The following is a 23,415-nucleotide window of genomic DNA, read 5'->3' as shown; positions in this document are numbered from 1 at the left end:
TTTCTCCGAAACGTTCTCAATGGCTTAGTCGCGTGAGCCATATGCGATTGCCCTGTAATGTATAACATTTCCATAAAAAAATAAATCTGTTGACAGCATCGTATCCAGAATGGAAACTTGGAAACAATAAAACTTGACAGCCGTGTTGGCGGGTTCGAAGTGGCGTTGACGTTAAGCGCTAAGCGTTGGTGATCTTGACATCACTGCGCACCATAAAAAAATCCCGTTAGGTATATGTTCCTCGCAATATATTAGCTGAGGATGGTGTTATGATTGAAAAATCCCCCCCGGGGAAATATTCTGCCACAACTTCCGGCCCCGATGTTTACGCGCGGTTCGCATCGCGCGTTTGCGACCAGAAGAACAAGACCGCGATCAGCGAAAACGGCACATCTTTCTCTTTCAGAGATATTGATGAACGTATACGCGCCATAGCAATCAACCTCATGGCGCGGAATATACGGCAGGGCGAGGTCATCGGCCTTCAGCCGTCACTTTCAGCTGATTCTATTGCGGCCCGGATTGCAATCTTGCGGGTTGGTGGGGTGATATTTCCACTGAGCGGGCAGGAGACGGATTCTGAGCTGGAAGATATCAGAAAGATCGTCCAGCCAAAAATGATTCTGGTGAATGATCTGATCGGCTCTTTCCCCGATGGACCTTGGCATCACGTCGAAATCTCCGAGCTGCTTGAAACGCCGTCCTCTCAACTGCCCAACTTTCCGAAAATCTGCGGCGAAGATCCCGCCCTGCTTCTTGTTGGTGAGGGTCGGAACAAGGGAAAAGGAGTGTTTTCGTATTCCCATCAGTCCATTCTGAGCTGGACAGACCCCGCAGTAACCGCACTGAAAATTCTTCCATCTGATTTCGTCTTCATCAACGCTGATATCACCACCGCAACCACCGAGATGCAGTTATGGCGGTCTCTGCTGAGGGGGGCATCTCTGGTGATCGGAAGCAGTGATTCCGACGCTGTCGAAAGCGCGCTTTCCGAAGGTAATATCAGCGTTGCTGCGTTTGATGACCGGCAGTTTCATACTCTGGCACTGAAAAGCGCCGAAATTCTGCAGAACCTTCGCCTCGTTGAACTGGTCGGGCAGTTCCCCTTTGCCCCCCTTCTGCGCAAGGTCATGGCATTCCCCGCCGCTCCACGCGTGTATAGCAGCCGCCCGAACCCGGTTTTTCCGGCACCTTCGTCAACTATCGAAATCACTCCGTCTTCGCTTTACGACCTTTCCTTCCGGCATTCCCGCACGGGTGGTGCCGGGCAGATACATGCCGAAAGCGCCATGCGCCCCGTCTGGCTGGGTGATTTCCCAGGCAACCCCGGACCGGCGAATGAGGGACGGGGAGGCCGTTATCTGGCCGCGTTACGCCATCCCGAGCGGCTCGGCACAGTGCATCTTGTCCATCTGGAAACGCCGGAGCGGCCAGACCGGGTGGTGGCCGCCATCAGATTGACGGCAGGGGCTGCCGGAATGGAAGCATCGCTGACCCGCCTGAAAGAGCACGTCAGCGCCCTCTTCCCTGTCGGCGCCTGCTCGGTCGAGGCGATAGCGCTGGACCCGTTTGAGCCCGCCCCGGATGAAACCCGCCTGATCGCACTGGCGCGCAAGCATGCGACCCTGCACGCGCGTGCAGATGTTCCGGCCGTTGATGCCCGCATCGTCCGCGAGCAGATCGCCGCAGCATGGGCAGAGGTGCTTGGCTGCGCCGTTCCGACCGGCAACACCACCTTCTTCGACCTTGGGGGCACCTCGCTTCAGTTGCTGCCTGCGCAGCTGCAGTTGTCCAGGCGGCTGGGCCTGAGAGTTGATGTCACCACGCTGCTGGAAACCCCGCGCCTGCATGATCTTGCACAGCGGCTGGCCGGGCAGATGCAAGGCCCACCGACGAACGGCCCCCGGCCCGCGCCAAAGGCGACTGCGGCCGAGCAAGCACCCCCGCCTGATCAGGTATCCGACACCGCGATTGCCATCATCGGCATGGCCGGGCGCTTTCCGGGCGTCGGTTCGATCGGCGCCTTCTGGGAGGCAATTTGCGAGGGGCGCAACCTGATAGAGCGTTTCCCGGCAGACGCGCTGGAAGATGCGTTCACCGACAGCGAGCGCGCGGCGCCTGATTACGTTCCGGTACGCCCCGTGCTTGACGGGGTGGACCAGTTCGATGCCCGGTTCTTTGGCTTTCTGCCGCGTGAGGCTGCGGTCATGGACCCGCAGCACCGGATCTTTCTGGAAATCTGCTATGAGGCGCTCGAAACCGCCGGGTATGACCCGCTTGCCACGCCGGGCCGTGTGGGGGTTTTTGCCGGGCAATCGGCAAATACCTATGCGCTGCACAACATCTTTTCTGACCGTGCCAGACTGGAAGATTTCACCTCGAATTTTCAGGTTGGCAATTACGCGGAACTGACCGGCTCCTGGGTGGACAGTCTGGCAACGCGGGTTGCCTTCAAGCTGGATCTGAAAGGGCCTGCGCTGACCGTCCAGACCGCCTGCTCAACATCGCTGACCGCCATTGCGCAGGCCTGCGAAAGCCTGCTTGCCGGGTCCAGCGACATGGCGCTTGCGGGCGGCATCTCGATCACCTTTCCGCAGCGCCGGGGTTACAGGGCGCTGGAAGGCGGCATGGTATCGCCCGATGGCACCTGCCGCCCCTTCGATGCCGGGGCGAACGGAACTGTCTTTGGTCACGGTGCCGGGGTTGTGGTGCTGAAGCCCCTGCGGGCGGCCTTGCGGGACGGGGACGCGATTGTGGCGGTCATCCGCGGCGTCGGTATCAACAACGACGGGGCAGACAAGATCGCCTATACGGCCCCGTCGATGAACGGTCAGGCCGGGGCCATCCGCGCGGCGCATCATGCAGCCGGGGTGGAGCCGGAGACTGTCAGCTATATCGAGTGTCACGGCACGGCCACCCCGCTGGGTGACCCGGTTGAGCTTTCGGGCCTTGCACAGGTTTTCAAGGACAGATGCGCCGCCGGGTCGGTCGCCATCGGTTCGGTCAAGGGTAACATCGGCCATCTGGACGCAGCCGCCGGTGTCGTAAGCGTCATCAAGACGGCGCTGATGATGCAGCATGGCGAAATTCCCCCGGTGGCGAACTTCCGCGCGGCTACGCCCAAATTTGACTTTGCCGTCAGCCCCTTTCGCGTGCCGGTGCAGCGGCTGGCATGGCTCGCCACTGAGGGGCCACGCCGGGCGGGTGTAAGCTCGTTCGGGGTGGGGGGGACGAATGTTCATCTGGTGATGGAAGAAGCGCCCGCGCAACCGGAAGTATTGGCGGCGCCGGGGCCCCATATCCTGCCCCTCTCGGCCCGCAGCCCCGAGGCGCTGGCGGTCATGCGCGCCCAACTGGCGGATTTCATTGAGCAGAACACCCTTGACCTTGGCAACCTTGCCTTCACGCTTCAGGAAAGCCGCCATCCCTTTACGTTTCGCCATGCAATCGCCTGCACCGACAGCGCCGATGCGGTAGCGCAGCTGCGCAAGCCCCTTGCCAGCCCGCGCGCGACACCTGAAGACGCGCCGCCCGTGGTGTTCATGTTCCCCGGTCAGGGGTCGCAATATCCGGGCATGGGAAGCGGGCTTTACGCCGATGAGCCGGTCTTTCGGGAATGGATTGATCGCGGGGCCGAGCTGCTGGAGCCGCTTCTGGGGCTCGATATCAACCGGCTTCTGTGCCTTGGCGACGCCTCCGACAGCGCGGCCACCCGGGCCCTGCGCGAAACCCGCCTGACCCAGCCCGCGCTGTATCTCACGCAGGTTGCCACCGCGCAGCTCTGGATGGCGCGCGGCATCCGACCAGCGGCGATGATCGGCCATTCGGTGGGTGAATTCGCGGCGGCCACCCTGGCCGGTGTGATGGATTTTGAAGCGGGGCTGAAGATCATCGCCACCCGCGGGCGCCTGATGCAGGACCAGCCCGCCGGCGCGATGCTGTCGGTGCGCGCCGCTGTCGAGGATATCGAGGGCATGCTGGATGGCAGCGTCGAAATCGCGGCCCGCAACGCGCCCCGGCTTTGCGTTCTGGCGGGCACGTTCGATGCCATCGCCACGATGGAGCGGAAGCTGGAAAAGGCGGGCATCCCGAACAGCCGCCTGCACACATCGCATGCCTTTCATTCGCGGATGATGGACCCGGTCATCGAACCGCTGCGCGAAGCGGTGAGCGCCGTTGCCCTGCGCAAGCCCGATATTCCGCTGGTGTCCTGCGTCAGCGGCACCTGGTTAACCGATACAGAGGCACGCGACCCGGGTTATTGGGCTGCGCAAGCGCGTGCCACAGTGAGCTTCATGGCGGGTCTGCTGACCGTCATCGAAGGGCAGGAACCGGTTCTGGTCGAAGTGGGTGCAGGCCGCGCCCTCTCGGCCTTTGCTGGTCAGAGCCTGCCACGAGAAGGCCATGGCGGCATTTTCAAGTCGCTTCCGGATCACACCCGTTCGGTCGAGGACGGTGTCGCCATGGCTGACTCAGCCGGAGGCCTCTGGGCTGCCGGCGCCGATCTGGACTGGCAGCCTTGGCGCCGGGGGCAAGCCCGGCGCATTCCCGCGCCGACCTATCCGTTCGAGCGCCGCCGCCACTGGGTCGATGCCCCCGCACCCTTGCGACGCCAGGCATCTGCCGGCGCCCCGTCACCCCTGTCGTGCCCCGCAGCACCCCCACACACTGAAACGCCCAGCCCCACGAGTATTCCAGCCATGGCCCAGTCCCTGATCGCCGAACCACTCCCGCTTGAAGAACACCGCCTGCCGCGGCTTGTTTCCGAACTTTCCGCGCTCCTGTCAGAGCTTTCCGGCGACGAAATCGGCGCTGCCGATGCCGACGCCACCTTTCTGGAGCTTGGGTTTGATTCGCTGTTTCTGGGTCAGGTCAGCCAGCGGCTGAGCAAGGATTATGGCGTTCAGATCACCTTCCGGCAGCTCCTGTCCGATTATCCGACGACCGCCGCGCTGGCCGCGCATGTCGGCGCCACCCTGCCGCCGGAAAGCCCGAAACCGCCGCAGCCCAGGCCTGCCACGTTGGCAAGCGTGCCTGCCCCGGTCGCCGCGGCGGCTCCGGACAAGGTGCCGGAAACGCGGGTTGCCGCCCCGGGACTGGAAGGGCTTGTCCAGCAGCAAATCAGCGCGATGCAATCGCTGTTCTCGGAGCAGCTGCGCGCAATGCGAGGCGCCGGGCATGGGGATGCGGCACCCGCCCCCCTGTTGGTTCCGGCAACCGCACAAATACCCGCGCCGCCCCCCGCCACCCTGCAAACGCCGATCCCCTCCCTTCCTGCGCCGCAAACGCTTGACGCACCCGTGCGCTACACCATCGGGCGCGGGGTGAGCGCCAGCGCCAGTGCGCTCAGCGATGCGCAGCTTCGTTTCGCCACCGATCTTGCGGCGCGCTACGGCGCCCGGCATCTCGGCTCAAAGGAACGCACCGCGCGCTACCGCAACGCGCTGGCCGATCCGCGCACTGCCGCCGGGTTTCGCGCGGAATGGAAGGAAATGGTCTTCCCCATCGTCGCTGAGCGCTCAAAAGGGGCACGAATCTGGGATGTGGATGGCAATGAATTCATCGACATCGTCAGCGGCTTTGGCCAGACGGCCTTTGGCCACGCCCCGGATTTCGTTCTGGAAGCGCTGCAACGCCAGATGGACAAGGGCTTTGCCATCGGCCCGCAGTCAGACCTCGCCGGGTCTGTTGCCGAGCATTTCGCCCGTTTCAGCGGGCATGAGCGCGTGACCTTCTGCAACACCGGCTCCGAGGCGGTGATGGCGGCCATGCGCGTGGCGCGCGCCGTAACCGGGCGCGACCGGATCGTGGTTTTCGCCAATGATTACCACGGGCAGTTCGACGAGGTGCTGATCAAGGGGCGCAGCCGTGGCGGGCCACCAGCGGCGCTGCCGATTGCGCCGGGCATTCCGCGCAGCGGTCTGACGAACATGACCGTGCTCAGCTACGGCGGGTCCGAGGCTCTGGACTGGATCCGCGCCCATCTGAACGAGATCGCCGCCATCATCGTCGAGCCCGTACAAAGCCGCCACCCGGAACATCGCCCGGTGGAATTTGTCCGGGAACTGCGCACACTGGCCGATCAGGGCGGGGCCGCGCTGGTTTTTGACGAGGTGGTGACCGGCTTTCGCGTCCACAAGCGCGGCATGCAGGGCGTCTGGGGTATCCGCGCCGATCTTGCCACCTATGGCAAGATCGTGGGTGGCGGCATGCCCATAGGGGTGCTGGCGGGTGATGCGCGGTTCATGAATGCGCTTGACGGCGGGCCATGGTCCTATGGCGATCTGTCGAAACCCGAGGCGCCGCCGACCTTTTTCGCGGGCACCTTCGTGCGCCATCCGCTGGTGCTGGCCGCCGTGGACGCAACGCTGAAACATATGGATGCGCAGGGTGATGCGCTGTGGTCCGGCGTGGCCGCGCGCACCGATGCGCTGGTGGCGGGGTTCGATGCCCTGTTCGACCGGCGCGGCCTGCCCCGGATGATCAGCGGGTATTCAAGCTGGTATGCGTTCAACCTGATGCAACACGCCCCCTCAGCGGCACTGGCCTATCCGATGCTGCGGCTGGCCGGGGTGCATGTGCAGGAAGGGTATTGCGGCTTCATGACGACCGCGCATACCGAGCAGGATTTCCAGCGTATCGGCGCAGTGATGGAAGAGGTGATCGACCAGTTGCAGGATCTGGGCATCCTGCAAGGCGAGCGCCCGGAACCGGCAGCGGCACCACCCGCCGCCTCCGCCCGATCTGGTGTGGATCAGATGGAACCGGCGGCTTCCCTGCCGCGTCAGATCCCGCTGACTGCCGAGCAGCGCGAAATCTGGATGACGGCGCAACTGGGCGATCTGGCCTCGACCAGTTTCAATGAGGGGATGAGCGTGCATCTGCGCGGCACGCTTGATGCTGACATTCTGGCGCAAAGCCTGACAGCCCTTGTGGCCCGCCATGATGCGCTCAGGCTGGTCTTTTCCCGCGACGGCGAAAGCTTTGAGGTGGCTGATCCCTATGAAGTGGCGCTTCCCCTCCATGATCTGCGCGCCACGCCTGACCCCGCCGCCGCCCTGCGCGCGCTTGTGGATGAGGAGGCGCGCACCCCCTTTGATCTGGTGGACGGCCCGCCGTTCCGGGCGTCTCTCGCCCGTATCGCCGAGGCAGAGCAGGTGCTGATCCTGAACGCCCATCACATCGTCTGCGACGGCTGGTCTTACAATGTGCTGCTGGGCGATCTGGCAGCGGTCTATGCGGCCCTTTCAGCGGGCAAAACACCAGACCTGCCCCCTGCCCCGTCCTTCGCGGAACACGCCCTGAAGCACGCTGGCAAGCCCCATGCGGCAGAGGTCGATGCCTATTGGCGCGGCCAATACACCACACTGCCAGCGCTGCCGGAGCTGCCCGTCGACAGGCCCCGCACCGCGCGGCGGTCGTTCAACGGGGCAACCTTCAGCGCCCATCTTGATGCCGAACGGACCAAGCAGATCCGCGCCGCCGGGGCGCGGCATGGCTGCACCCTTTTCACCACGCTCTTCGCCGGGCTACACATGGTTCTTGGCAGGCTCAGCGGCAGCAATGACCTGGTGATCGGCGTGCCCACCGGCGGGCAGGCACTGCTGGAGAACCCGGCGCTGATCGGCCATTGCGTGAATTTTCTGCCCATCCGCGCCGCTTTTGACCCTAAGGCCCCTGCGGCGGCGCATCTGGCGCATGTGCGCGATCAGGTCTTTGCCGCCTTTGAGCATCAGCAGACAACCTATGGTGCGCTGGTGCAATCGCTGAATATCGAACGCTCCATCAACCGGCTGCCGCTGACCGAGGTTCAGTTCAACCTTGAAAAGCTCGCTGCGGGCATCGCGATTGACGGGCTGGACATCACGGTCACGCCCAACCCCAAGACCGGGGTGAACTTCGATCTGTTCTTCAACGTGATCGAAAGCCGTCAGGGCCTGCGCTTCGATGTGGATTACAACAGCGACCTGTTCGATGCCGGCACCATTGCCCGCTGGATCGGCCATCTGGAGGCCCTGCTGCTTGCGGTGGCCAAAGACGCCGACACGCCCGTCAGCAGGCTTGCCATGATGACCCCCGGCGAGGCGCTGAAGCTGGAGCGGCAGCACAACGCGACCGAGGCCGGTTTCCCACGCAAGACGCTGCCCCATCTGCTGCGCTGCGCTGCTGCGACACATGCGCAGGCGATTGCGCTTGAAGCGCCCGACGGCACCCTGACCCATGGCGAACTGGACACCCTCACCGATGCGCTGGCCGCACGGATCCAGCGGGCGCTGCCAGACCCCGGCGCGCGGGTGGCGGTGGCGCTGGAGCGCTCGCAAGCGATGGTAATTGCGATCATCGCGGTGCTGAAGGCCGGGCATACCTATGTGCCGCTTGACCCGCAGCAGCCCGATGCACGCCTCCGGCTGATCCTTGAGGCGGCGGAGACCTCGGCGATCATCAGTGACGGAGGGGATTTGCCGGGCTATGCCCAGGGGCTGGGGCTGGTCGCAATCGCACCGCGCGCCGAGGGGGCGCATGCCACCCCGATACGCCATCCCGTCGACCCTGAATCGGCGGCCTATGTGATCTTCACTTCCGGCTCAACCGGAACGCCCAAGGGCGTGGAAGTGCCGCACCGCGCGGTTGTCAATTTCCTGACCTCCATGGCGCGGGAGCCGGGCTTTGGCCCGGGCGATTCCATCCTTGCCGTGACCACCATCTCGTTCGATATCGCGGTGCTTGAGATTTTCCTGCCGCTCATGACCGGCGGCCGCACGGTTCTGGCCCGCAGCACCGATGTGCTGGATGCCTTCCGGCTGGTGGACCGGCTGGCGCAGGGCAATATCACGGTGCTGCAGTCAACGCCCACACTGTGGCAGATGCTGCTGGAGGCCGGGTTCAAACCGCATCCCGGTCTGAAAATGCTGGCGGGCGGAGAGCCGTTGCCCGCTGATCTCGCCGCGCGCCTGACCGCGACTGGCGGCACGCTCTGGAACATGTATGGCCCTACTGAGACCACGGTCTGGTCTGCCGTGCACCGGATTGAGCCGGGCGCCGCGCGTATCACCATCGGTCATCCGATCGCCAATACGCTGCTGCACATTCTCTCGCCCGACGATCAGCTGCTGCCCGTCGGCGTGACCGGAGAGCTGAATATCGGCGGCCACGGGCTGGCGCGCGGATATTTCCAGCGCCCGGAACTTACTGCCGCCGCGTTTCGTGAGGTTGATCTGCCCGGCGGCAGGCAGCGCCTGTACAGAACCGGCGACATGGCGCGCCGCCTGCCTGATGGAACCATCGAAGTGCTGGGCCGGATCGACAACCAGATCAAGCTGCGCGGTTTCCGTATCGAACTGGGCGATGTCGAAGGGGCCCTGCGCCAGCTTCCCAGTGTCGGCAAGGCCGCTGTGGCGCTGCGCCCGGGCCATGATGGCAGCATGCAGCTGGTGGGCTATGTGGTGCCCGAACCGGGCGGCGCGCCGTCATCGGCCGATCTGATGCGCCAGCTTCAGGCCCGCCTGCCCGGTTATATGGTGCCCACCGCATGGGTGATGCTGGATGCCCTGCCGCAGACCATGAACGGCAAACTGGACCGCAACGCGCTGCCGCTGCCCGGCGCGGACAAGGTCGTGGTGCCCCTGCGCACGCCGACCGCCCCAGCAACCGGGCTTGAGCGCCAGCTTGCCGGGATCTGGCAAGAGGTGCTGGGGCTTGAAGCGATCAGCACAACCGATACCCTTTTCGCGCTCGGGGCAGATTCGCTGAAAGTGTTCCGGATTGCGGCGCGGATGCTGGATGCCGATCTCAACCTTGAGGCCCGCGACCTGCTGGAGCATCCCTCGATCAAGGAACTTGCGGCCTATGCCGCCACGCGCGACACCACCGCCCGCAGCGGCCCGGTGCGCCCCTCCCTGCGCGATTTCCGCAACGGTGCAAGGCGCGCCGCGCCACAAACCGGAAATGCCGCCCAGCAGCAATAGCGCATGGCAAGGTCAGCCCAGCAGATGCAGCGGCGGTCGGTGATCACGATAAACAACCCGGACGGGGGCCGCCGCGCGCAGGGCGATGGCCCCCACAAAACCCGGCCCCAGATCCAGATGGGTCAGTGTCCAATCCCCGGGCCGATCAGCGCCGGCATCAATGCGGAGGATGCGGGGCGCCTCCGCAGGGCCAAGTGTGACATCGAAACTGTCGAGCGGGCACCAGAGCCCGGTTCCAAGGGCCTTGAGATAGGCCTCTTTCCGGGTCCAGCAGCGAAAGAACCCGGCCTGCCATTCCCGGGCAGGAAGCGCGCGCAGCGCCGACACCTCGTGTCGGGAAAAGAAATGTTCGGCCACATTCCTCTCAATCGCACGATGCGCCTCGATGTCGATGCCGATCGCCGGGCCGGGGCTGACGGCCAGCGCGGCCCAGCCCGCACTATGGCTGAGGTTGAAGGGCGGGCCTGCGGGCAGCCGCGGCTTGCCCCGCTCATCATACTGAAACCGCAGATCGCCCGGCCTCTGCCCCATCAGCGCGCCAAGAAGCTCGCGCATCCGCCCCCGCCCGGCCACGAACCGCCTGCGATCACGCTCAAACACGAAAGACGCCGCACGCCCGGTTTCATCCGCGCCGAGGTGGCGCGACAACGCCTGATACTGCGTCTCGTCAATGTCGAGGGGCCAGAGCCACAGATCTGTCAACACTGTCATCGGGTTCTGATCGCTTGGGCGCAGAGGCCCGATGATACCCCCAACCCCGCACAGGTCGAGCGGAAACATGCAGTTCCGGTTTTTCCTGGCCACTCCCGCGCGCGCATCCAACGGGCGCAATTTCCATGAGACGGTAGGTGAAAGCGCGGCAATCCGCATTCACACCGGCACGGCAACACCCTCGCGGCTGATGCTTTTTGTCCTGCCCGCGGCCTGATCGGCAAGCGCGCTGTGCACCACGGCTTCAAACTGCCCCCGAAAGCGCGCGGCAGAGAACTTCTGGGCATAGCGTGCAATCGTCTCCGGCTGAAAGCGGGTTTCCAGCGCCTCGAAACGGCGCACCGCCTGACAAAGCGCCTCCGGCTCCTGCCGGTCAAAGAAAAGCCCGGTCTGGCCATCGACCACGCTGTCCAGCGCGCCCCCGCGCCGATAGGCGATCACCGGCGTTCCGCAAGCCATCGCTTCGACCGGGACAATGCCGAAATCCTCCTCCGCCGGAAAAATCAGCGCCCGCGCCCCCTGATACAGCCCCGGCAGATCGCCAAAGGGCACGCGGCCCAACATCCGGACATTCGCGGGCAGGCTTTTTTCCAACCTGCGGCACTCTTCGCCATCGCCGACAACGATCAGGGGCTTGTTCAGATGCCTGAAGGCCTCGATCACCAGATCGGCCCGCTTGTAGCGCACCAGTTCCGACACAAAGAGGAAGTATTCACGCGGTCGCGCCACAGCAGGCAGGCGATAGGCCTCCAGATCGACGGGCGGATGCACGATATCTGCCTCGCGGCCATAATACCGGCTGACCCGGCCCGCGACAAAGCTGGAATTGGCGACGAAGCGGTCCACGCGCGCGGCGGTCGTCACATCCCATTGCCGCAGCCTGTGTGCCAGCCGTGAAAAATAGGCCCGGCCAACCCCACCCAGCCGCGCGGCATAATCCGGGTAGTGATCCCAGATATAACGCATCGGGGTATGAACATAGCAGATATGGGTGCTGCCCGGCGGGGCGATCACCCCTTTTGACGGCCCGCTTTCAGACGAGATGATCAGATCATAGCCGCGCAGATCCAGCTCCTCCAGCGCGCGGGGCATCAGGCCAAGATACTTCTGATAGTGCCGCCGGGCGCCCGGCAGGCGGCCGATGAAGGTTTCGGTAATCCGGTGGCGGGCGATGGCAGGCGAAATCCTTTCCGGATCAACGACATGCGTGAAAATATCCGCTTGCGGGTAAATCCGGAGGATCTCTTCCAGAACCTTCTCGCCGCCGCGCATCCCCACCAGCCAGTAATGGATGACCGCAACCCGCAGGCGGACAGGATCGCCCTCAGGCGCTGGCATAATCATAGATTTCACTTGAAACCGCGTCCTTCCGGCGCACCTGGCTCAGAACCGTTCCCACGACGACAGCGCCCGCGTCATCAAGCCGGTTCAGGGCCGCCTTGACCTTGTCATTGGCCACCCGGTTGGTCTGCACCAGCAGGATCGTTGCATCCGACATGCTGGAGATGACCAGCGCGTCCGGCACCGCGAGCACCGGCGCGGTATCAATGATGACCACGTCATACCGCGACGCCAGGTACCGGATAAGCGTGCCGAACGCTTTGGAGGCGATCAGGTCAGAGGCATTCGGCACCGAGCGCATCGGCATCACCATATCAATGCCGAACTCCGGCAGATGCTGCACCGCCTTTTCCACCGTGATCGTGCCGGAAAGATAGCGCACGATGCAGCCGCCATCAGGATTGGCGCCCAGTTCGACAGCGTTGGCCGAGCGCCGCAGGTCGGCATCGACCACTACCACCGAAAGCGACGCGCGCGTCAGGGAATGCGCAAGCGTTACACAGGTTGTGGATTTCCCTTCCCCGGCAATCGCGGAGGTGACCATCAGCACCTTGGGCCGGCCAATCCCGCGCACGTCAAACAGCTTTGCGCGGATGGTGCGGATGCTTTCCATATACAGCGAATGGTGGTTTGCGCGCATCTCCTGCTTGAGCCAGCGCCGGTCCCGGCGCTTGTGCGCGACATAGGGAAGCAGCGAAAGCACCGGCCGGTTCGACAATTGCCGCAGCGCTTCCGAAGTATGCACGGATTTGTGCAGCGCCTCGCGGAAAAAGGCGACAGCCACCCCCAGAGACAGGCCGATGAACCCTGCAATCGCCAGAAAGATCAGTTTTTGCGGCTCGGAAGGTTTGTGAGGTACGCGGGCGATACTGATGATCTGGGCATCGGGGCGCTGGAATTCGGTCTGCGCCGCGGTTTCCATGAACCGCGTTACCGAGGTTTCATAGGTGTTGCGGATGGCCGTGGCCGAACGCTCCATCTGATCAAGCGTGACGGTGGCGGCGGAAATACGGCCCATTCTGTCCTGAATGGCCTCCATTGCCTCCAGCAGCGAGGCCTCGCGGTTGGCCGTCATCTCCATCTCGCTGCGGATCGCCTCGATCCGGCGCTGCAACTCGGCCTCGATGCTGCGCTCGACATCCTCGGTCTGCGCCGTCAGCCCCACCATCTGCGGGTGGCGAACGCCCAGCGTGCGGGCCAGTTCCGCCTGTCGCCGGGCCAGTTCCGCGCGCTCCCGGTCAAGGGTCTCAAGCAGGGGTGAGCTGACGACATCGGCCACCGCAGCATATCCGCCGGTTTCATACAGCAGACGCACCATCCTGTAGCGGAACTCAGCGTCCGAGCGTTCAACCCGCGTGGCGAGGTAGCGGCTGTTGATGTCTGCAAGAAGCTGATCGGTTGCTTCGGCGTCCCCGCCAAACTCTTCCGTCATCGCCGTGCGGAACGCGACAACAGCGCCATCCGCCTCTTCCAGCTGGCGGCTCAGCTCGGCGACCCGTTCCTCCAGCCAGACGGTTGCACGCACCGTCGCATCGCGCTTCGCGGCAAGCTGGTCATGAACATATTGCTCGGTGATCGCATTGGTTATCCGTGCCGCAAGGTCGGGTGAGCGCGCCTCCGCAGTTACACGGATGGCATACGAGATACCCACCTGCGCAACCGTGACATCCCGCTGAAGCCTGGCGATGGTTCGGGCGCGCACCTGTTCGTCGCTCAGCGGTGGCGCAACGGGCGGCGCACCCAGAAGCGCTACGCGCAGGGTGCCGACCACCCTGCCCACAACGCCCGGCGTCTCGGTGAAGCGCGGATCATAGGCCGGATGACCGACCAGTTCCAGCCGGTCAACAACTTTCCCCAGCAAGAGGTTGGAACGGATCAGTTCAACCTCCCCCGCGACAACGAAATTCGACGCGGTCAGGTTGGACACCACCTGTTCGGCATTCATGACGCGTTCCTGCCGGGTATCCAGCAGCACCTGCGCGCTTGCGGTATAAACCGGCGGAACAATTTGCACATAGGTGGTCGCCAGCGCCAAAGCACCGGCAACCAGCCCGGCCAGCAACCATTTCTCGCGGCGCAGGACATCCATGATGAAGCTGAAATCGACCAGATCGCTGGCAGCTTCCCGGCTGATACCGGGGGCAGACGGAAGCGCGCTCCTCGCTGAAACATGCGTGTTCATTGGGTCAACTCCGTAAATGCATCCGCAGGCCTTACCGTCACGATGAGCAGATCACCGGGTAACAGCTCTGCCAGCCCGTCCACATCAAAGGTCGTGACGCCCTCCGGCGCACGACGGCGGACGCGGTATTCCACCCGCGCCTCCAGTTCGGCATTCGCGGCCGAGGTGATCCATTGTCGCAACAGATCAAGCCGGTCGATGATGGACAGCCGGTCAGATTCCAGCTTGGCAATCTCGCTCCAGCGGCTTTGCCCCTCCGACAAAAGGCGTTGCGCTCGGTCACTCTCAAGGCGCGAATACTCGCGCTGAAGCTCACCAAGGCGACGTCTTGCAGCCGTCTGCTGCCCCCGGATCTGGAACAGCAGGTCTTCGGCCTCGGCGCCAAGGCGATGAAGCTGCGACAGCGTCCCCGAAGCCTGCACACCCCGCTCGGTCAGCGCCTGCCCCCGCGCGATATCTTCCTGGGTGCGCTCGAGCGCGGTCGCCTGTGCGCTTTCGCGCGCGGCAAGCAGGATGATCTCATTCTCGGATTCGACAATGGCTTCGCGCAGCAGGCGGCTCTGGGTTTCGTGATTGCGCCGCTCCAGCACGATGATCTCATCCTCAACGGGCTTGAGCTCCAGGAAAACCGCCTGATCGACAAGGGGGCGGATGCGCGTTGGCATATCGTCCCAACGCACCTCGTCGCGCCCCTGAACCTGTGCCCGGATGCGCGCATATTCTGTCGCAAAGCGTGCCAGATCCGCCTGAACCGAGGCAAGCGAGCCCTCCAGCGCGCGCCGCTCCAGAATACGCGTCTCGGCGTTATTGAGCGGAACAACCGGGCCACCGGCAAGCCCCAGCGCCTGCTCAGCGCTGATATACAGACGAAACTCGTAAAACCCCGGATTGCGGACATCCCCGGTCACAAAGACAGGGCGGTAGGCCGCGATGGACAGGTCCACCGTCGGATTGATGAAAACCTGCCGGTCCACATAGGTCTGCCGGATGCGGGCGCGCGCTTCCTGAAGCGACAGATTGGCCACCTCCAACCCGCCGATCAGGGGTAAGCGCACGGCACCGTCGCTTCCGACAATAAACCTTTGCGGCGGATCAGAATCATCCAGTATGTCAAGTTCCAGCTCGTCGCCGATTTTCAGAAGGTAACCCTCCTGCGCGAAGACGGGCGAGGCAATCCAGATCAGGAGAGCAATCAGAATTCCGGAAATCAGGGGAATATTGCCAGAAGCAATCAATGCATATTTCTTATTCATCGACACACCCTCACACGCCAGACTGGCGACCTTTCAAGTAATTTTAACCTGTGCAGCGCTTAAAACCTCATCGTATGACCGTTGCCTCCGTCGCAGCCGGATAAAAACCTTCGCCTTGTAGCGCCGTACCTTGCGAAGCCGGAAGGGTTGCCCGGCGCGGGCCAAGCATGTCGCCGTATAGCGCCACGATTTCATTCACCCAGCTTTCGGGCGGTTTTGCGAATTGCTTTCCCGCCGCAAGCGCGCTCTGCGCCATGCGCCGTATCAGGCCGTCATCGGCCGCCGCGCGGGCCAGGACAGCGGCCAGATCATCGCTGTCGCCCGCACGGAAAGTCAGGCCCGCACCAGCGGCCTTGATTTCACCGGCAAGCAGCGCCCGGTCGGAAACGATCACCGGCACCCCGCAGGCCAGCGCCTCGACCAGCGTCAGGCCAAAAGGTTCCGGCCCCAGGCTGGGCACCACGACAGCGCGCGCCTGGCGCGCCAGCGCCGCCAGCCCGGTCCGGTTCTGCCAGCCCACATAACGAAACTCGGGATACTGCGTCTGAAGTTGCTGCCGCTCTGCACCGTCGCCCGCAAACCAGAGCGGCACTTTCGCCTTCCGCGCCGCCGCTGCCAGCTCAAACACGCCTTTGTAAGTGTGAATATCGCCCACGAACAGAAAAGGCTGATGTGCCTCCGGGGTTGCGGGCTCAGCGAGAAAGGGCTGTGCCGGGTTCCGGATGGTGCACGGCGCCGCTATCTTCCGGCCGCCCCGCTCAAGATAGGCGCGCATGTCGTCATGGAGCAGGATGATCCGCGCATCGGCGAAAAAATCTGCGGCCAGCCGGTTAAGCACCAGCTGTCTGACCACCCGCCAGATTTTCTGCGGATAGTTGCGTTTGTCGCAGTTCTGAACGGCGCAACCAAGGGAAAGCGGCACAAGCGGGCATTCGCACCGGCGCTGATAGTCGAAATATGCACCATTGGGGCAGGTAAGAAAGTAATCGTGGGCATGGATCACCACCCGTTCGCGCACCGGATGCAGCGACGCGAAAATCGAGGGTGAAAGCGTCTGAAAGAAGCCGTGAACATGATAGACCGTCCCCGGCGTGTCGCTCTCCTGCACAAGTTCCGACAGCGTTTGGCGGGCCGGGCGGTTCCATATCCCGCGCATCAGGGCACTTGCCTTCCGTTGCTTGAGCAGAGAGGCACCGCTGACGCCCGCGAACGCGATCTCCGACGCGGGCTCCGGCGTGCTCAGATCGCCAGAGAACACCGTCACCGGAATTTGGCGGCTTAACAGCCGGTCGGCCAGCAACAACGCCAGCCGCGAGGCGCCGCCGCATTCCCGCGAATAGTCGCTGATGACCACAACCCGGTCAGGCAGGCGCGCTGCGGGGCTCATGAGGCCGCTCCCGCACGCGCTGGCATGCTATCGGGGCGGAGGGCCTGTTGCCTCAGACGCGTCTTTGCGATGATGACGCCCGTCCCGGTCGCGGCAATGCCTGACAACGGTTTCATCCGCCCCGCCCTCTGCGAAGGGCGATAAGCAAGATGGGCCAAAATCCGCCACATTCCTGTCCATATTTTGTAGCTCACTGGTCCGATATTGTTTTCGACACGATTTACAGCTAAGCTATTCTGGATTTCAGAAACAACGCGCAGCATGGCCATGAGCAAGCTCATCAGAAGCACAGATCCCAGCGTGATTGAAGGCACCCCCCAGTGCCACGGGTGGTCCAGGCGCCTGATCGCTCTGGATGCGTCGGTTCTTCGGTCGCTGGTCATCGGGGCCTGCCTTGCTTTCTGGCTGATCTTGTTGCTGATTGTGCTGAACTGATATTCTCCGCGGTCGTCAGCGCGCCCCCTTTCGGAGCAGCACAACACCAATTGTCCGGACGATGATCGACATATCGAACAGGGTGCTCTGTTGGGCGACATACGCGCAATCAAGGCTGACCCGCTGTTCATACGAAGTGTCGCTGCGCCCGCTCACCTGCCAGAGGCCGGTAATCCCGGGCCGGACTGACAGATAATCACCGATCCTGTCGCCATAATGCCTGATTTCCGAAGTCACGATGGGCCGGGGGCCGACAATGGACATGTCACCCTTCAGGACGTTCCAGAACTGAGGCAGCTCATCCAGACTCGTTTTTCGCAAAAACGCCCCCAGGCAGCTTATCCGCGGGTCCTTGGTCAGCTTCTGCGTCAGATCCCACTCCTGCCGGGCCGCCGGATCAGCCTCCAGCAGATCATGAAGCGCGCGATCAGCATTCTTGACCATCGTCCGGAACTTGTGACACCGGAACAGGCGCCCGCCGCGCCCCACCCGCAGTTGCGAATAAACAACCGGGCTGCCGTCAAATATAAGAATAAGCACCGCAACCGTCAGAAAAAACGGCGCAAAGAATGCAATGGCAAACAAGGCCATCAGCCGGTCAAGAACCAGCTTGCTGGCTCTGCTCAGCCGTGAACGGGTCGGGTGTTGGTAATACTGTGTGGTGAGCGGCTGAACGATCTGAACGTTCTCGCCCGGAAACGTGAATATACGCATGCAAGCAGCACAAAAGTGCCCCCCCGGAACAACGGTCGCATACGAATCACACCAAGGCTGAGGTTACTATGGAAATTTGCGTTGAGGAATGTTCGAATTAAGCTGTGCAGAAGAAATTCAAAGATCAGCCCGCCTGCAAGCCTCTGCCAGGCCCATGTTTATCATTTTGCAAAAGCATGCTCTGCTCAGAAGTCGCGTTCGATCAACCCCAGCCCGCGCAGATAGATGCCGATTCCGGCCTCCAGCAACTCCTCGGGCGTGAAAGGGGAGCGGGCGCCGGGTTTTCCGCGCGCATAAAGCTCGACAATCCCATGGCTCAACGCCGTGATATGCGCCGAGAACATGGCGGGCGGCGGGCGGCGCTCAGGCGGAATGCGTGCCGACAGCGCTTCGGCGGCGCGAATCAGCACCGCATTCGCCCGTGCGGCGGCCTTTGCCAGTTCCGGGGTCTGGCCCGGGGCGACCCCGCTTTCGAACATGGCGATGTAATGGCCCGGATGCTTGCGGGCAAAGGCCAAATAGGCCCGCCCCACAGCCTCGAACGCGGTCAGAACGCTGGGCCTGCCATCGTCATAGGCGTATTCCAGCAGTTCGCCGAACAGCTCATATCCCTGAAGCGCAACCTCGGCGATCAGCTCCTCGCGACCGGTGAAATGCCGGTAGGGCGCGGCCGCCGAAACATCGGCCAGCTTCGCCGCCTCGGCCATGGTAAAGCCGGTGGGCCCTTTCTCAGCGATCAGCGACAGCGTGGCCTCGACCAGCGCCTGACGCAGATTTCCGTGATGATAGCCGCGCTTGCTCATCTGGCCCGGTCCCGGTGGCGTGGCAGCATCCCTACCCCCAACCGGCGCAGGGCGCAATCCTGAGCGCCGGGGAGGCACGGATCACCCTTGCATTACCCCCCGCCAGCGCATAGATGGGCCGCGAGAGGTCGGCGCGGGCAGGCACCTCGCCAACCTGGTCAGGTCCGGAAGGAAGCAGCCACAACGAGACCCGCCTGGGTCGTGCCCGGCCTCTCACCTTATCCCCCTTCAGATCGCCGACGCTCCGAACAGGGGCCGCCCTTTCATCTGTTCAGAAATATCCTCGGGGGGAGCCACCGAAGGCGGCGTGGGGGGCAGACAGCCCCCCGTCCCGCAGCCGCCACGCGTTCAGCGCCGGGGCTTCGCGCCCCCTTTGGGCTTGCCCTTGGGTGCCCCCATCGCGCGCGCGGCTTCCGCAGCGGCGCGCAGCTCCTCGGCAATCTCGTCAGCCTCGTCCGGCTCGAAATCCAGCGGCAGATCAACTCCCTCGGCTTCGACATAGAGGCGCACCATGCCCAGCGTCGTCGGTCCGATCTGCAGATTGGCAGCGGTTTCGCTTTCCTTGTTGATCCCCATGACGGGCTCCTTTCGATGCGCTTGCGGTCAGGCAGAAAGCGTTACGGCACGCCCGGTGCAGTTTCAAGCACAGAGCACTTGCATTCGCCACAGAGCAGCGCTAAACGGCCCCCAGTGCCGACGTAGCTCAGTTGGTTAGAGCACCAGATTGTGGATCTGGGGGTCCCCCGTTCGAGCCGGGGCGTCGGTACCATCCCCCCAACAGAACGGCATTCAGCCGCGCCAGTCCCCCAGCGCGGTCAGAATCGCGGCGCCGGTGCGGATGCCGCCCATGAAACACGCGATGGTCAGGTTCTCGTTGGGCGCATGATTGGCCTCGTCGGCATTGCCGTAAGGCACCACAAAGGCCGGAACGCCCAGAATTTTCGTGAAAACGTAATCCGGCAGGCTGCCCCCCATCGACGGGAACTCCAGCACTGGTGCGCCGCGCGCGTCCTCGACGGCCCGGCGCAGAACCTCGGCGACCGGCGTTTCCATCGGGGTTTTCGAGGGACGCATCGCGCCCTGCCGCACCACCTGCACCCCGGGCGCATGGCGTGCGACATGGGCCTCGACAGCCGCGAAAACCGCCTCGGGCTCCATTGCCTCCACCAGCCGGATATCGCATTTCGCCACGGCCTCGGCAGGCAGCACGGTCTTTGACCCCGCGCCGCCGTATCCGCCGTGCAGCCCGTTGATGGTCAGCGTGGGGTGGAACATCAGCCGCTCGAAATAGCCGCGATCCGTGGGGGCATCCAGCGCCGCCATCTCCATATCCGCCATCACGCCCGGCAGATCCAGCGGCAGCCGCGCCACCGCCGCGCGCTCCATGGCGGTGGGTGGCACCACGGCATCCGCCAGCCCGTCAATGGTGATCCGCCCGTCGGGGGCCTTCATCGTGGCCAGCAGATGCACCAGTTGCCACAGCGCGTTGGGCATCACCCCGCCGAAATTCCCCGAATGCGCATCCCGCTTCGCCGTCCGCGCCCGAAGCTCGAACGAGGCCACGCCACGCACACCGTAAACGATCGTCCCCTGCCCCGAGGCATGCATCGGCCCGTCCGCCGTCACCACCAGATCGGCGCGTAACAGATCGGCATTGCGGCGCACCACCTCGGCGATATGCGGGCTGCCGACCTCTTCCTCGCCCTCCAGCAGGATCTTCACATTGCACGGCACCCCGCCCTTGACCGCCAGCAGCGATTCGATGGCCAGAATCTGCGCAAAATGCTGGCCCTTGTTATCGGCCACCCCGCGCGCATAGATCCGCCCGTCGCGTATTGTCGGCTCAAACGGCGGGCTGAGCCATTCTTCCAGCGGCTCGGGCGGCTGCACGTCATAATGGCCATAAAGCAGGATGGTCGGGCGCGCAGGGTCATTGCCCAGCTGGCCAAAGACCATCGGATGGCCCGCGGTTTCGATCCGCTCCACCGCCATGCCCAGCGCCTGAAGATGCCCCTCCAGCAGCGCCGCCACCTCACCGATGCCGATGTTCTGCGCACTGATACTGGGGTGGCGCACATATTCCATCAGCCGGGCGATGAAGGCCGCACGGTTGGCTTCAATATGCGCAAAGACCGGGGCGAGCGTGCTGTCATTCATGGTTTTTCTCCGTCGTTTCCTCTTGATAGCGCGGTGGAGGGGGTGCTTCCAGTCTCTTGCCCCGGCCCGCGCCGATGGCCCCAAGCGCCCCCGTCTCTACCCGCGCCACAGCCTTCCATGATGCCCCGGTCGGGGCGCTTCAAGCCCACAACCGGGGCGATACCCGACACCCCTCAGTTGCCGCCCCCACCCAGAAACCGCTGCAATCCGCGCCCGATCTCCTGCTCCAGCCGCTCGCGCCCGCCCTCGCGCAGGCTGTCCTCCACGCTCTCGCCTTCCCGCCGCCCGATCCCCAGCCGCTCCTGCAACTCCTGATCGACGCGCTCGCGGGCGCGTGCCTCCAGCCTTGCGGCCTCTTCGCGGGCGCGCGCTTCCAGCCGTGCGGCCTCTTCGCGCAGCCGCTCCTCGGCCAGCCCCTCCAGATCCAGCCGGAAACGCGGCGCGGACCAAGGGCCGGTGATGATCAGCGGCACGCGCAGCGCCTCGCCGGTCTCGGCATTGCGCAGCGCCGTGGGCGTGACGCGGTATTCCAGGGTCTGCGCCCCCAGATCGACTGCGCCGCGCCCGGTGACCGACACGCGCGAGGCCTCCATCGCCAGATCCTCGTTGCGCAGCACCCCGCCCTGCAGGGTGAAGCTGCCCCCGATACTCTGAAAGATTGTGCGGTTTTCCTCGCCCATATAGGAAAGGTCCAGATTGCGCAGCATCCCCGCCAGATCGAACCCGATGATCTCACCCTGCCCCAGCGCCAGCCGCCCCTCACCGGACAGGCTGCGCATGATCGCATCGACCGAGTTGCCGACCCCCAGAAACCGCAGATCAAGCTCGCCCGTGCCGCTCAGCCGTTCAAACCCGGCGAACTGGCGCAGCAGGGGCAGCAGCGCGACGGATTGCGCGCTCAGATTGCCGCCGACTGACAGGCCTGAGCGGTTGTTCGCCACCAACTCGCCCCTCAAGGTGCCATCGAACAGCCGCAGCTCACGCAGGTCCAGAACGGCGCGCGACTGGTCGATGGTCAGGGTGCCGCGCGCTGCCGTCAGATCGATGATGCCGGTCTGCACCGGCCCCACCGTGAACCCCACCGCCGCATCCATCAGCCCCAGCGCCGATGCGTCGATCACATCGCGCGACCAGCCCGCAGCGCCGCCGCCCTCGCTTTCGCCCCCGGTAAACGCTGTCAGGTCCAGCGCGGGGGCGCTGATCTCGCCGCTCAGACGCGGGCGCGGGCCGTCCGTGGTCAGATCCAGCGCCATGGTCAGCCGGTTCTGGCCCAGCGCCAGACTGGCCTCGCGCAGATGCACGCTGCCGGTGGGGGCAAGGGTCACCTGCCCGGCCAGCGCCAGCGGGCGCGCGCCGGGCGGCAGCGGCTCGGCTGCGCCGCCGCCGGTCAGGGCCATGAGGGGCGCAAGCCCCGGCCCCTCCAGCGTGATCCGCCCCTCGGCGGCGAGCGGCTGCAAACCGCCCCGCCCCTCGAACGAGGCACGGGTAGCCCCCGCGCGCAACCTGGCCGAAAGCGTGACGATGTCACCGCCCAGCAGGCCCGCCACCGCGCCGATATGCATCTCTGCCTCAAAATCCTGCCCGCCATGGCGGCCCGAAAGCTGCAGATCGCCCGGGCCATCAAAAGTCGGCATCGAAAGCGTCAGCTCCAGCCCCTCGATCCGCAGATCAGTGCCGGTTTCCCGGTCGATGATGCGCACCGAGGCATCGCTGATCTGCGCGCGCTCCAGCGACAGGCCGCTCAACCCGGAGGTGCCACCAGAAAAACCGGGGGCACCCGTCGTCGCGCCCTCCGCGCCTGCACCGCCGCCCGCCCCCTCAAAAAGCCAGTTCAGGCGCCCGTCCACCGCACGCTCCACCACAATGCGCGGGCCATGCGCCTCGAAATGGCGCACCACAAGCTCTCCGCGGATCAGCGCCGCAAGATCCAGTCCCAGATCAACCGAGGCGGCCTGCAACATCGGCCCGCTCTCCGCCCAAGGCGCATTGGCCAGCGACACGTTCTCAACGCGTGCGCCGATAACCGGGAAGATGCTGGGGCGCACCGATCCGGCGATGGTCAGTTGCCGGCCGGTTGCGGCCTCGAACTGCTGCGCGGCAATGCCCGCGATACGCTCCGCCGGGATCAGAAACAAACCGGCCACCACGAGAACCAGCAGCGACACCACAACCCCGATCGTTCTGAAAATCCAACGCATGCAGCTTCCTCACCAGCCAGGTACAGGGCGACACAGCCAGACCCGGCCACCCGGGCAAAGCTTAACAAAGCAAACATATTACACAAGCGCCCACGGACCGCGCCGCCCAGTCTCCTGCCGCACGCGGCCCCCGCGTCCGCAACCACCAGTTGCGCGCCCCTCACACCTGCACCAGACGCCCGCAAAAGCCCCTGCACCGACATGCGCCCGACGCCGCCCCTTCATCTTGCCGGAAATACGCTGGGGGGTGAATTGGCCGCAGGCCAAGA

13 protein-coding genes, 1 tRNA gene, 1 other RNA gene and 1 pseudogene are annotated in these 23,415 nt (G+C 64.2%); 5 read left to right on the top strand and 11 right to left on the bottom strand.

Annotated features, from left to right (window positions below; all coding sequences use genetic code 11):
- Positions 1–269: 269 nt before the first annotated feature.
- A pseudogene (locus V7Q53_RS23440) lies at positions 270–584 on the top strand (AMP-binding protein); the annotation flags it as partial.
- On the opposite strand, the gene V7Q53_RS19845 reads toward V7Q53_RS23440, so the two are convergent.
- Entirely contained in the window at positions 498–806 is a 309-nt protein-coding gene (locus V7Q53_RS19845) for a hypothetical protein (RefSeq protein WP_333830543.1), read from the bottom strand. The pseudogene V7Q53_RS23440 and the gene V7Q53_RS19845 overlap by 87 nt on opposite strands.
- A 141-nt stretch (positions 807–947) precedes the next feature.
- Between V7Q53_RS19845 and V7Q53_RS19840 the strand changes: the two genes are divergently transcribed.
- Positions 948–9,965, top strand: a complete 9,018-nt coding sequence (locus V7Q53_RS19840) for a non-ribosomal peptide synthetase/type I polyketide synthase (RefSeq protein ID WP_333830542.1) — start codon at positions 948–950, stop codon at positions 9,963–9,965.
- Positions 9,966–9,977: 12 nt separating this feature from the next.
- Here the strand turns inward: V7Q53_RS19840 and V7Q53_RS19835 are convergent, their stop codons facing one another.
- The 5 genes from V7Q53_RS19835 to V7Q53_RS19815 all read right to left on the bottom strand — a co-directional run bounded on the left by V7Q53_RS19835 (position 9,978) and on the right by V7Q53_RS19815 (position 16,839).
- Positions 9,978–10,676 (bottom strand): 4'-phosphopantetheinyl transferase family protein, encoded by a 699-nt coding sequence (locus V7Q53_RS19835; protein WP_333830540.1) that lies wholly within the window; start codon positions 10,674–10,676, stop codon positions 9,978–9,980.
- 159 nt (positions 10,677–10,835) lie between these two features.
- Positions 10,836–12,020 carry a glycosyltransferase gene (locus V7Q53_RS19830; RefSeq protein WP_333830538.1) on the bottom strand — a complete coding sequence of 395 codons (1,185 nt, stop codon included), beginning with the start codon at positions 12,018–12,020 and terminating at the stop codon, positions 10,836–10,838.
- Positions 12,001–14,199, bottom strand: a complete 2,199-nt coding sequence (locus V7Q53_RS19825) for a GumC family protein (RefSeq protein ID WP_333830537.1) — start codon at positions 14,197–14,199, stop codon at positions 12,001–12,003. Before V7Q53_RS19825 ends, V7Q53_RS19830 begins: the two co-directional genes overlap by 20 nt.
- Positions 14,196–15,452, bottom strand: a complete 1,257-nt coding sequence (locus tag V7Q53_RS19820) for a polysaccharide biosynthesis/export family protein (RefSeq protein ID WP_333830536.1) — start codon at positions 15,450–15,452, stop codon at positions 14,196–14,198. The genes V7Q53_RS19825 and V7Q53_RS19820 overlap by 4 nt, the downstream gene beginning before the upstream one ends.
- 67 nt (positions 15,453–15,519) lie before the next feature.
- Positions 15,520–16,839, bottom strand: a complete 1,320-nt coding sequence (locus tag V7Q53_RS19815) for a glycosyltransferase family 4 protein (protein ID WP_333830535.1) — start codon at positions 16,837–16,839, stop codon at positions 15,520–15,522.
- Positions 16,840–17,106: 267 nt separating this feature from the next.
- On the opposite strand from V7Q53_RS19815, the gene V7Q53_RS19810 reads away from it, so the two are divergent.
- The gene (locus tag V7Q53_RS19810; protein WP_333830534.1) at positions 17,107–17,274 is read left to right on the top strand and encodes a hypothetical protein; all 168 of its coding nucleotides are present in this window, start codon (positions 17,107–17,109) and stop codon (positions 17,272–17,274) included.
- Between the two features lie 15 nt (positions 17,275–17,289).
- On the opposite strand, the gene V7Q53_RS19805 is transcribed toward V7Q53_RS19810, so the two are convergent.
- Together V7Q53_RS19805 and V7Q53_RS19800 are read right to left on the bottom strand one after the other, a co-directional pair.
- On the bottom strand, positions 17,290–17,988 hold the full coding sequence (locus tag V7Q53_RS19805) for a sugar transferase (RefSeq protein ID WP_333830532.1): 699 nt from the start codon (positions 17,986–17,988) through the stop codon (positions 17,290–17,292).
- A gap of 185 nt (positions 17,989–18,173) precedes the next feature.
- Positions 18,174–18,791 (bottom strand): TetR/AcrR family transcriptional regulator, encoded by a 618-nt coding sequence (locus V7Q53_RS19800; protein ID WP_333830531.1) that lies wholly within the window; start codon positions 18,789–18,791, stop codon positions 18,174–18,176.
- 121 nt (positions 18,792–18,912) lie between these two features.
- Here V7Q53_RS19800 and ffs point away from each other — a divergent pair.
- Positions 18,913–19,010: signal recognition particle sRNA small type (gene ffs, locus V7Q53_RS19795), an RNA gene on the top strand.
- Between the two features lie 129 nt (positions 19,011–19,139).
- Here the strand turns inward: ffs and V7Q53_RS19790 are convergent.
- The gene (locus tag V7Q53_RS19790; RefSeq protein WP_333830530.1) at positions 19,140–19,367 is read right to left on the bottom strand and encodes a DUF6324 family protein; all 228 of its coding nucleotides are present in this window, start codon (positions 19,365–19,367) and stop codon (positions 19,140–19,142) included.
- Positions 19,368–19,483: 116 nt separating this feature from the next.
- Between V7Q53_RS19790 and V7Q53_RS19785 the strand changes: the two genes are divergently transcribed.
- Positions 19,484–19,560: transfer RNA gene (locus V7Q53_RS19785), tRNA-His, on the top strand.
- A gap of 20 nt (positions 19,561–19,580) precedes the next feature.
- Here the strand turns inward: V7Q53_RS19785 and V7Q53_RS19780 are convergent.
- Positions 19,581–20,948 (bottom strand): M20/M25/M40 family metallo-hydrolase, encoded by a 1,368-nt coding sequence (locus tag V7Q53_RS19780; protein ID WP_333830529.1) that lies wholly within the window; start codon positions 20,946–20,948, stop codon positions 19,581–19,583.
- 173 nt (positions 20,949–21,121) lie between these two features.
- Positions 21,122–23,146, bottom strand: coding sequence for an AsmA family protein (locus V7Q53_RS19775; protein ID WP_333830528.1), 2,025 nt, complete (start codon positions 23,144–23,146; stop codon positions 21,122–21,124).
- Between the last annotated feature and the right edge of the window lie 269 nt (positions 23,147–23,415).

Origin of the sequence: Pararhodobacter sp. (assembly GCF_036802785.1) — a bacterium.
GTDB lineage: Bacteria > Pseudomonadota > Alphaproteobacteria > Rhodobacterales > Rhodobacteraceae > Pararhodobacter.
This window is presented reverse-complemented; position numbering and strand designations above follow the sequence as displayed.

Coding starts and splice junctions, on each gene's coding strand:
- V7Q53_RS19845 (WP_333830543.1), bottom strand. CDS start 806: ATGGGAATACGAAAACACTCCTTTTCCCTTGTTCCGACCCTCACCAAC.
- V7Q53_RS19835 (WP_333830540.1), bottom strand. CDS start 10,676: ATGACAGTGTTGACAGATCTGTGGCTCTGGCCCCTCGACATTGACGAG.
- V7Q53_RS19830 (WP_333830538.1), bottom strand. CDS start 12,020: ATGATTATGCCAGCGCCTGAGGGCGATCCTGTCCGCCTGCGGGTTGCG.
- V7Q53_RS19825 (WP_333830537.1), bottom strand. CDS start 14,199: ATGAACACGCATGTTTCAGCGAGGAGCGCGCTTCCGTCTGCCCCCGGT.
- V7Q53_RS19820 (WP_333830536.1), bottom strand. CDS start 15,452: ATGAATAAGAAATATGCATTGATTGCTTCTGGCAATATTCCCCTGATT.
- V7Q53_RS19815 (WP_333830535.1), bottom strand. CDS start 16,839: ATGAGCCCCGCAGCGCGCCTGCCTGACCGGGTTGTGGTCATCAGCGAC.
- V7Q53_RS19810 (WP_333830534.1), top strand. CDS start 17,107: ATGAGCAAGCTCATCAGAAGCACAGATCCCAGCGTGATTGAAGGCACC.
- V7Q53_RS19805 (WP_333830532.1), bottom strand. CDS start 17,988: ATGCGTATATTCACGTTTCCGGGCGAGAACGTTCAGATCGTTCAGCCG.
- V7Q53_RS19800 (WP_333830531.1), bottom strand. CDS start 18,791: ATGAGCAAGCGCGGCTATCATCACGGAAATCTGCGTCAGGCGCTGGTC.
- V7Q53_RS19790 (WP_333830530.1), bottom strand. CDS start 19,367: ATGGGGATCAACAAGGAAAGCGAAACCGCTGCCAATCTGCAGATCGGA.
- V7Q53_RS19780 (WP_333830529.1), bottom strand. CDS start 20,948: ATGAATGACAGCACGCTCGCCCCGGTCTTTGCGCATATTGAAGCCAAC.
- V7Q53_RS19775 (WP_333830528.1), bottom strand. CDS start 23,146: ATGCGTTGGATTTTCAGAACGATCGGGGTTGTGGTGTCGCTGCTGGTT.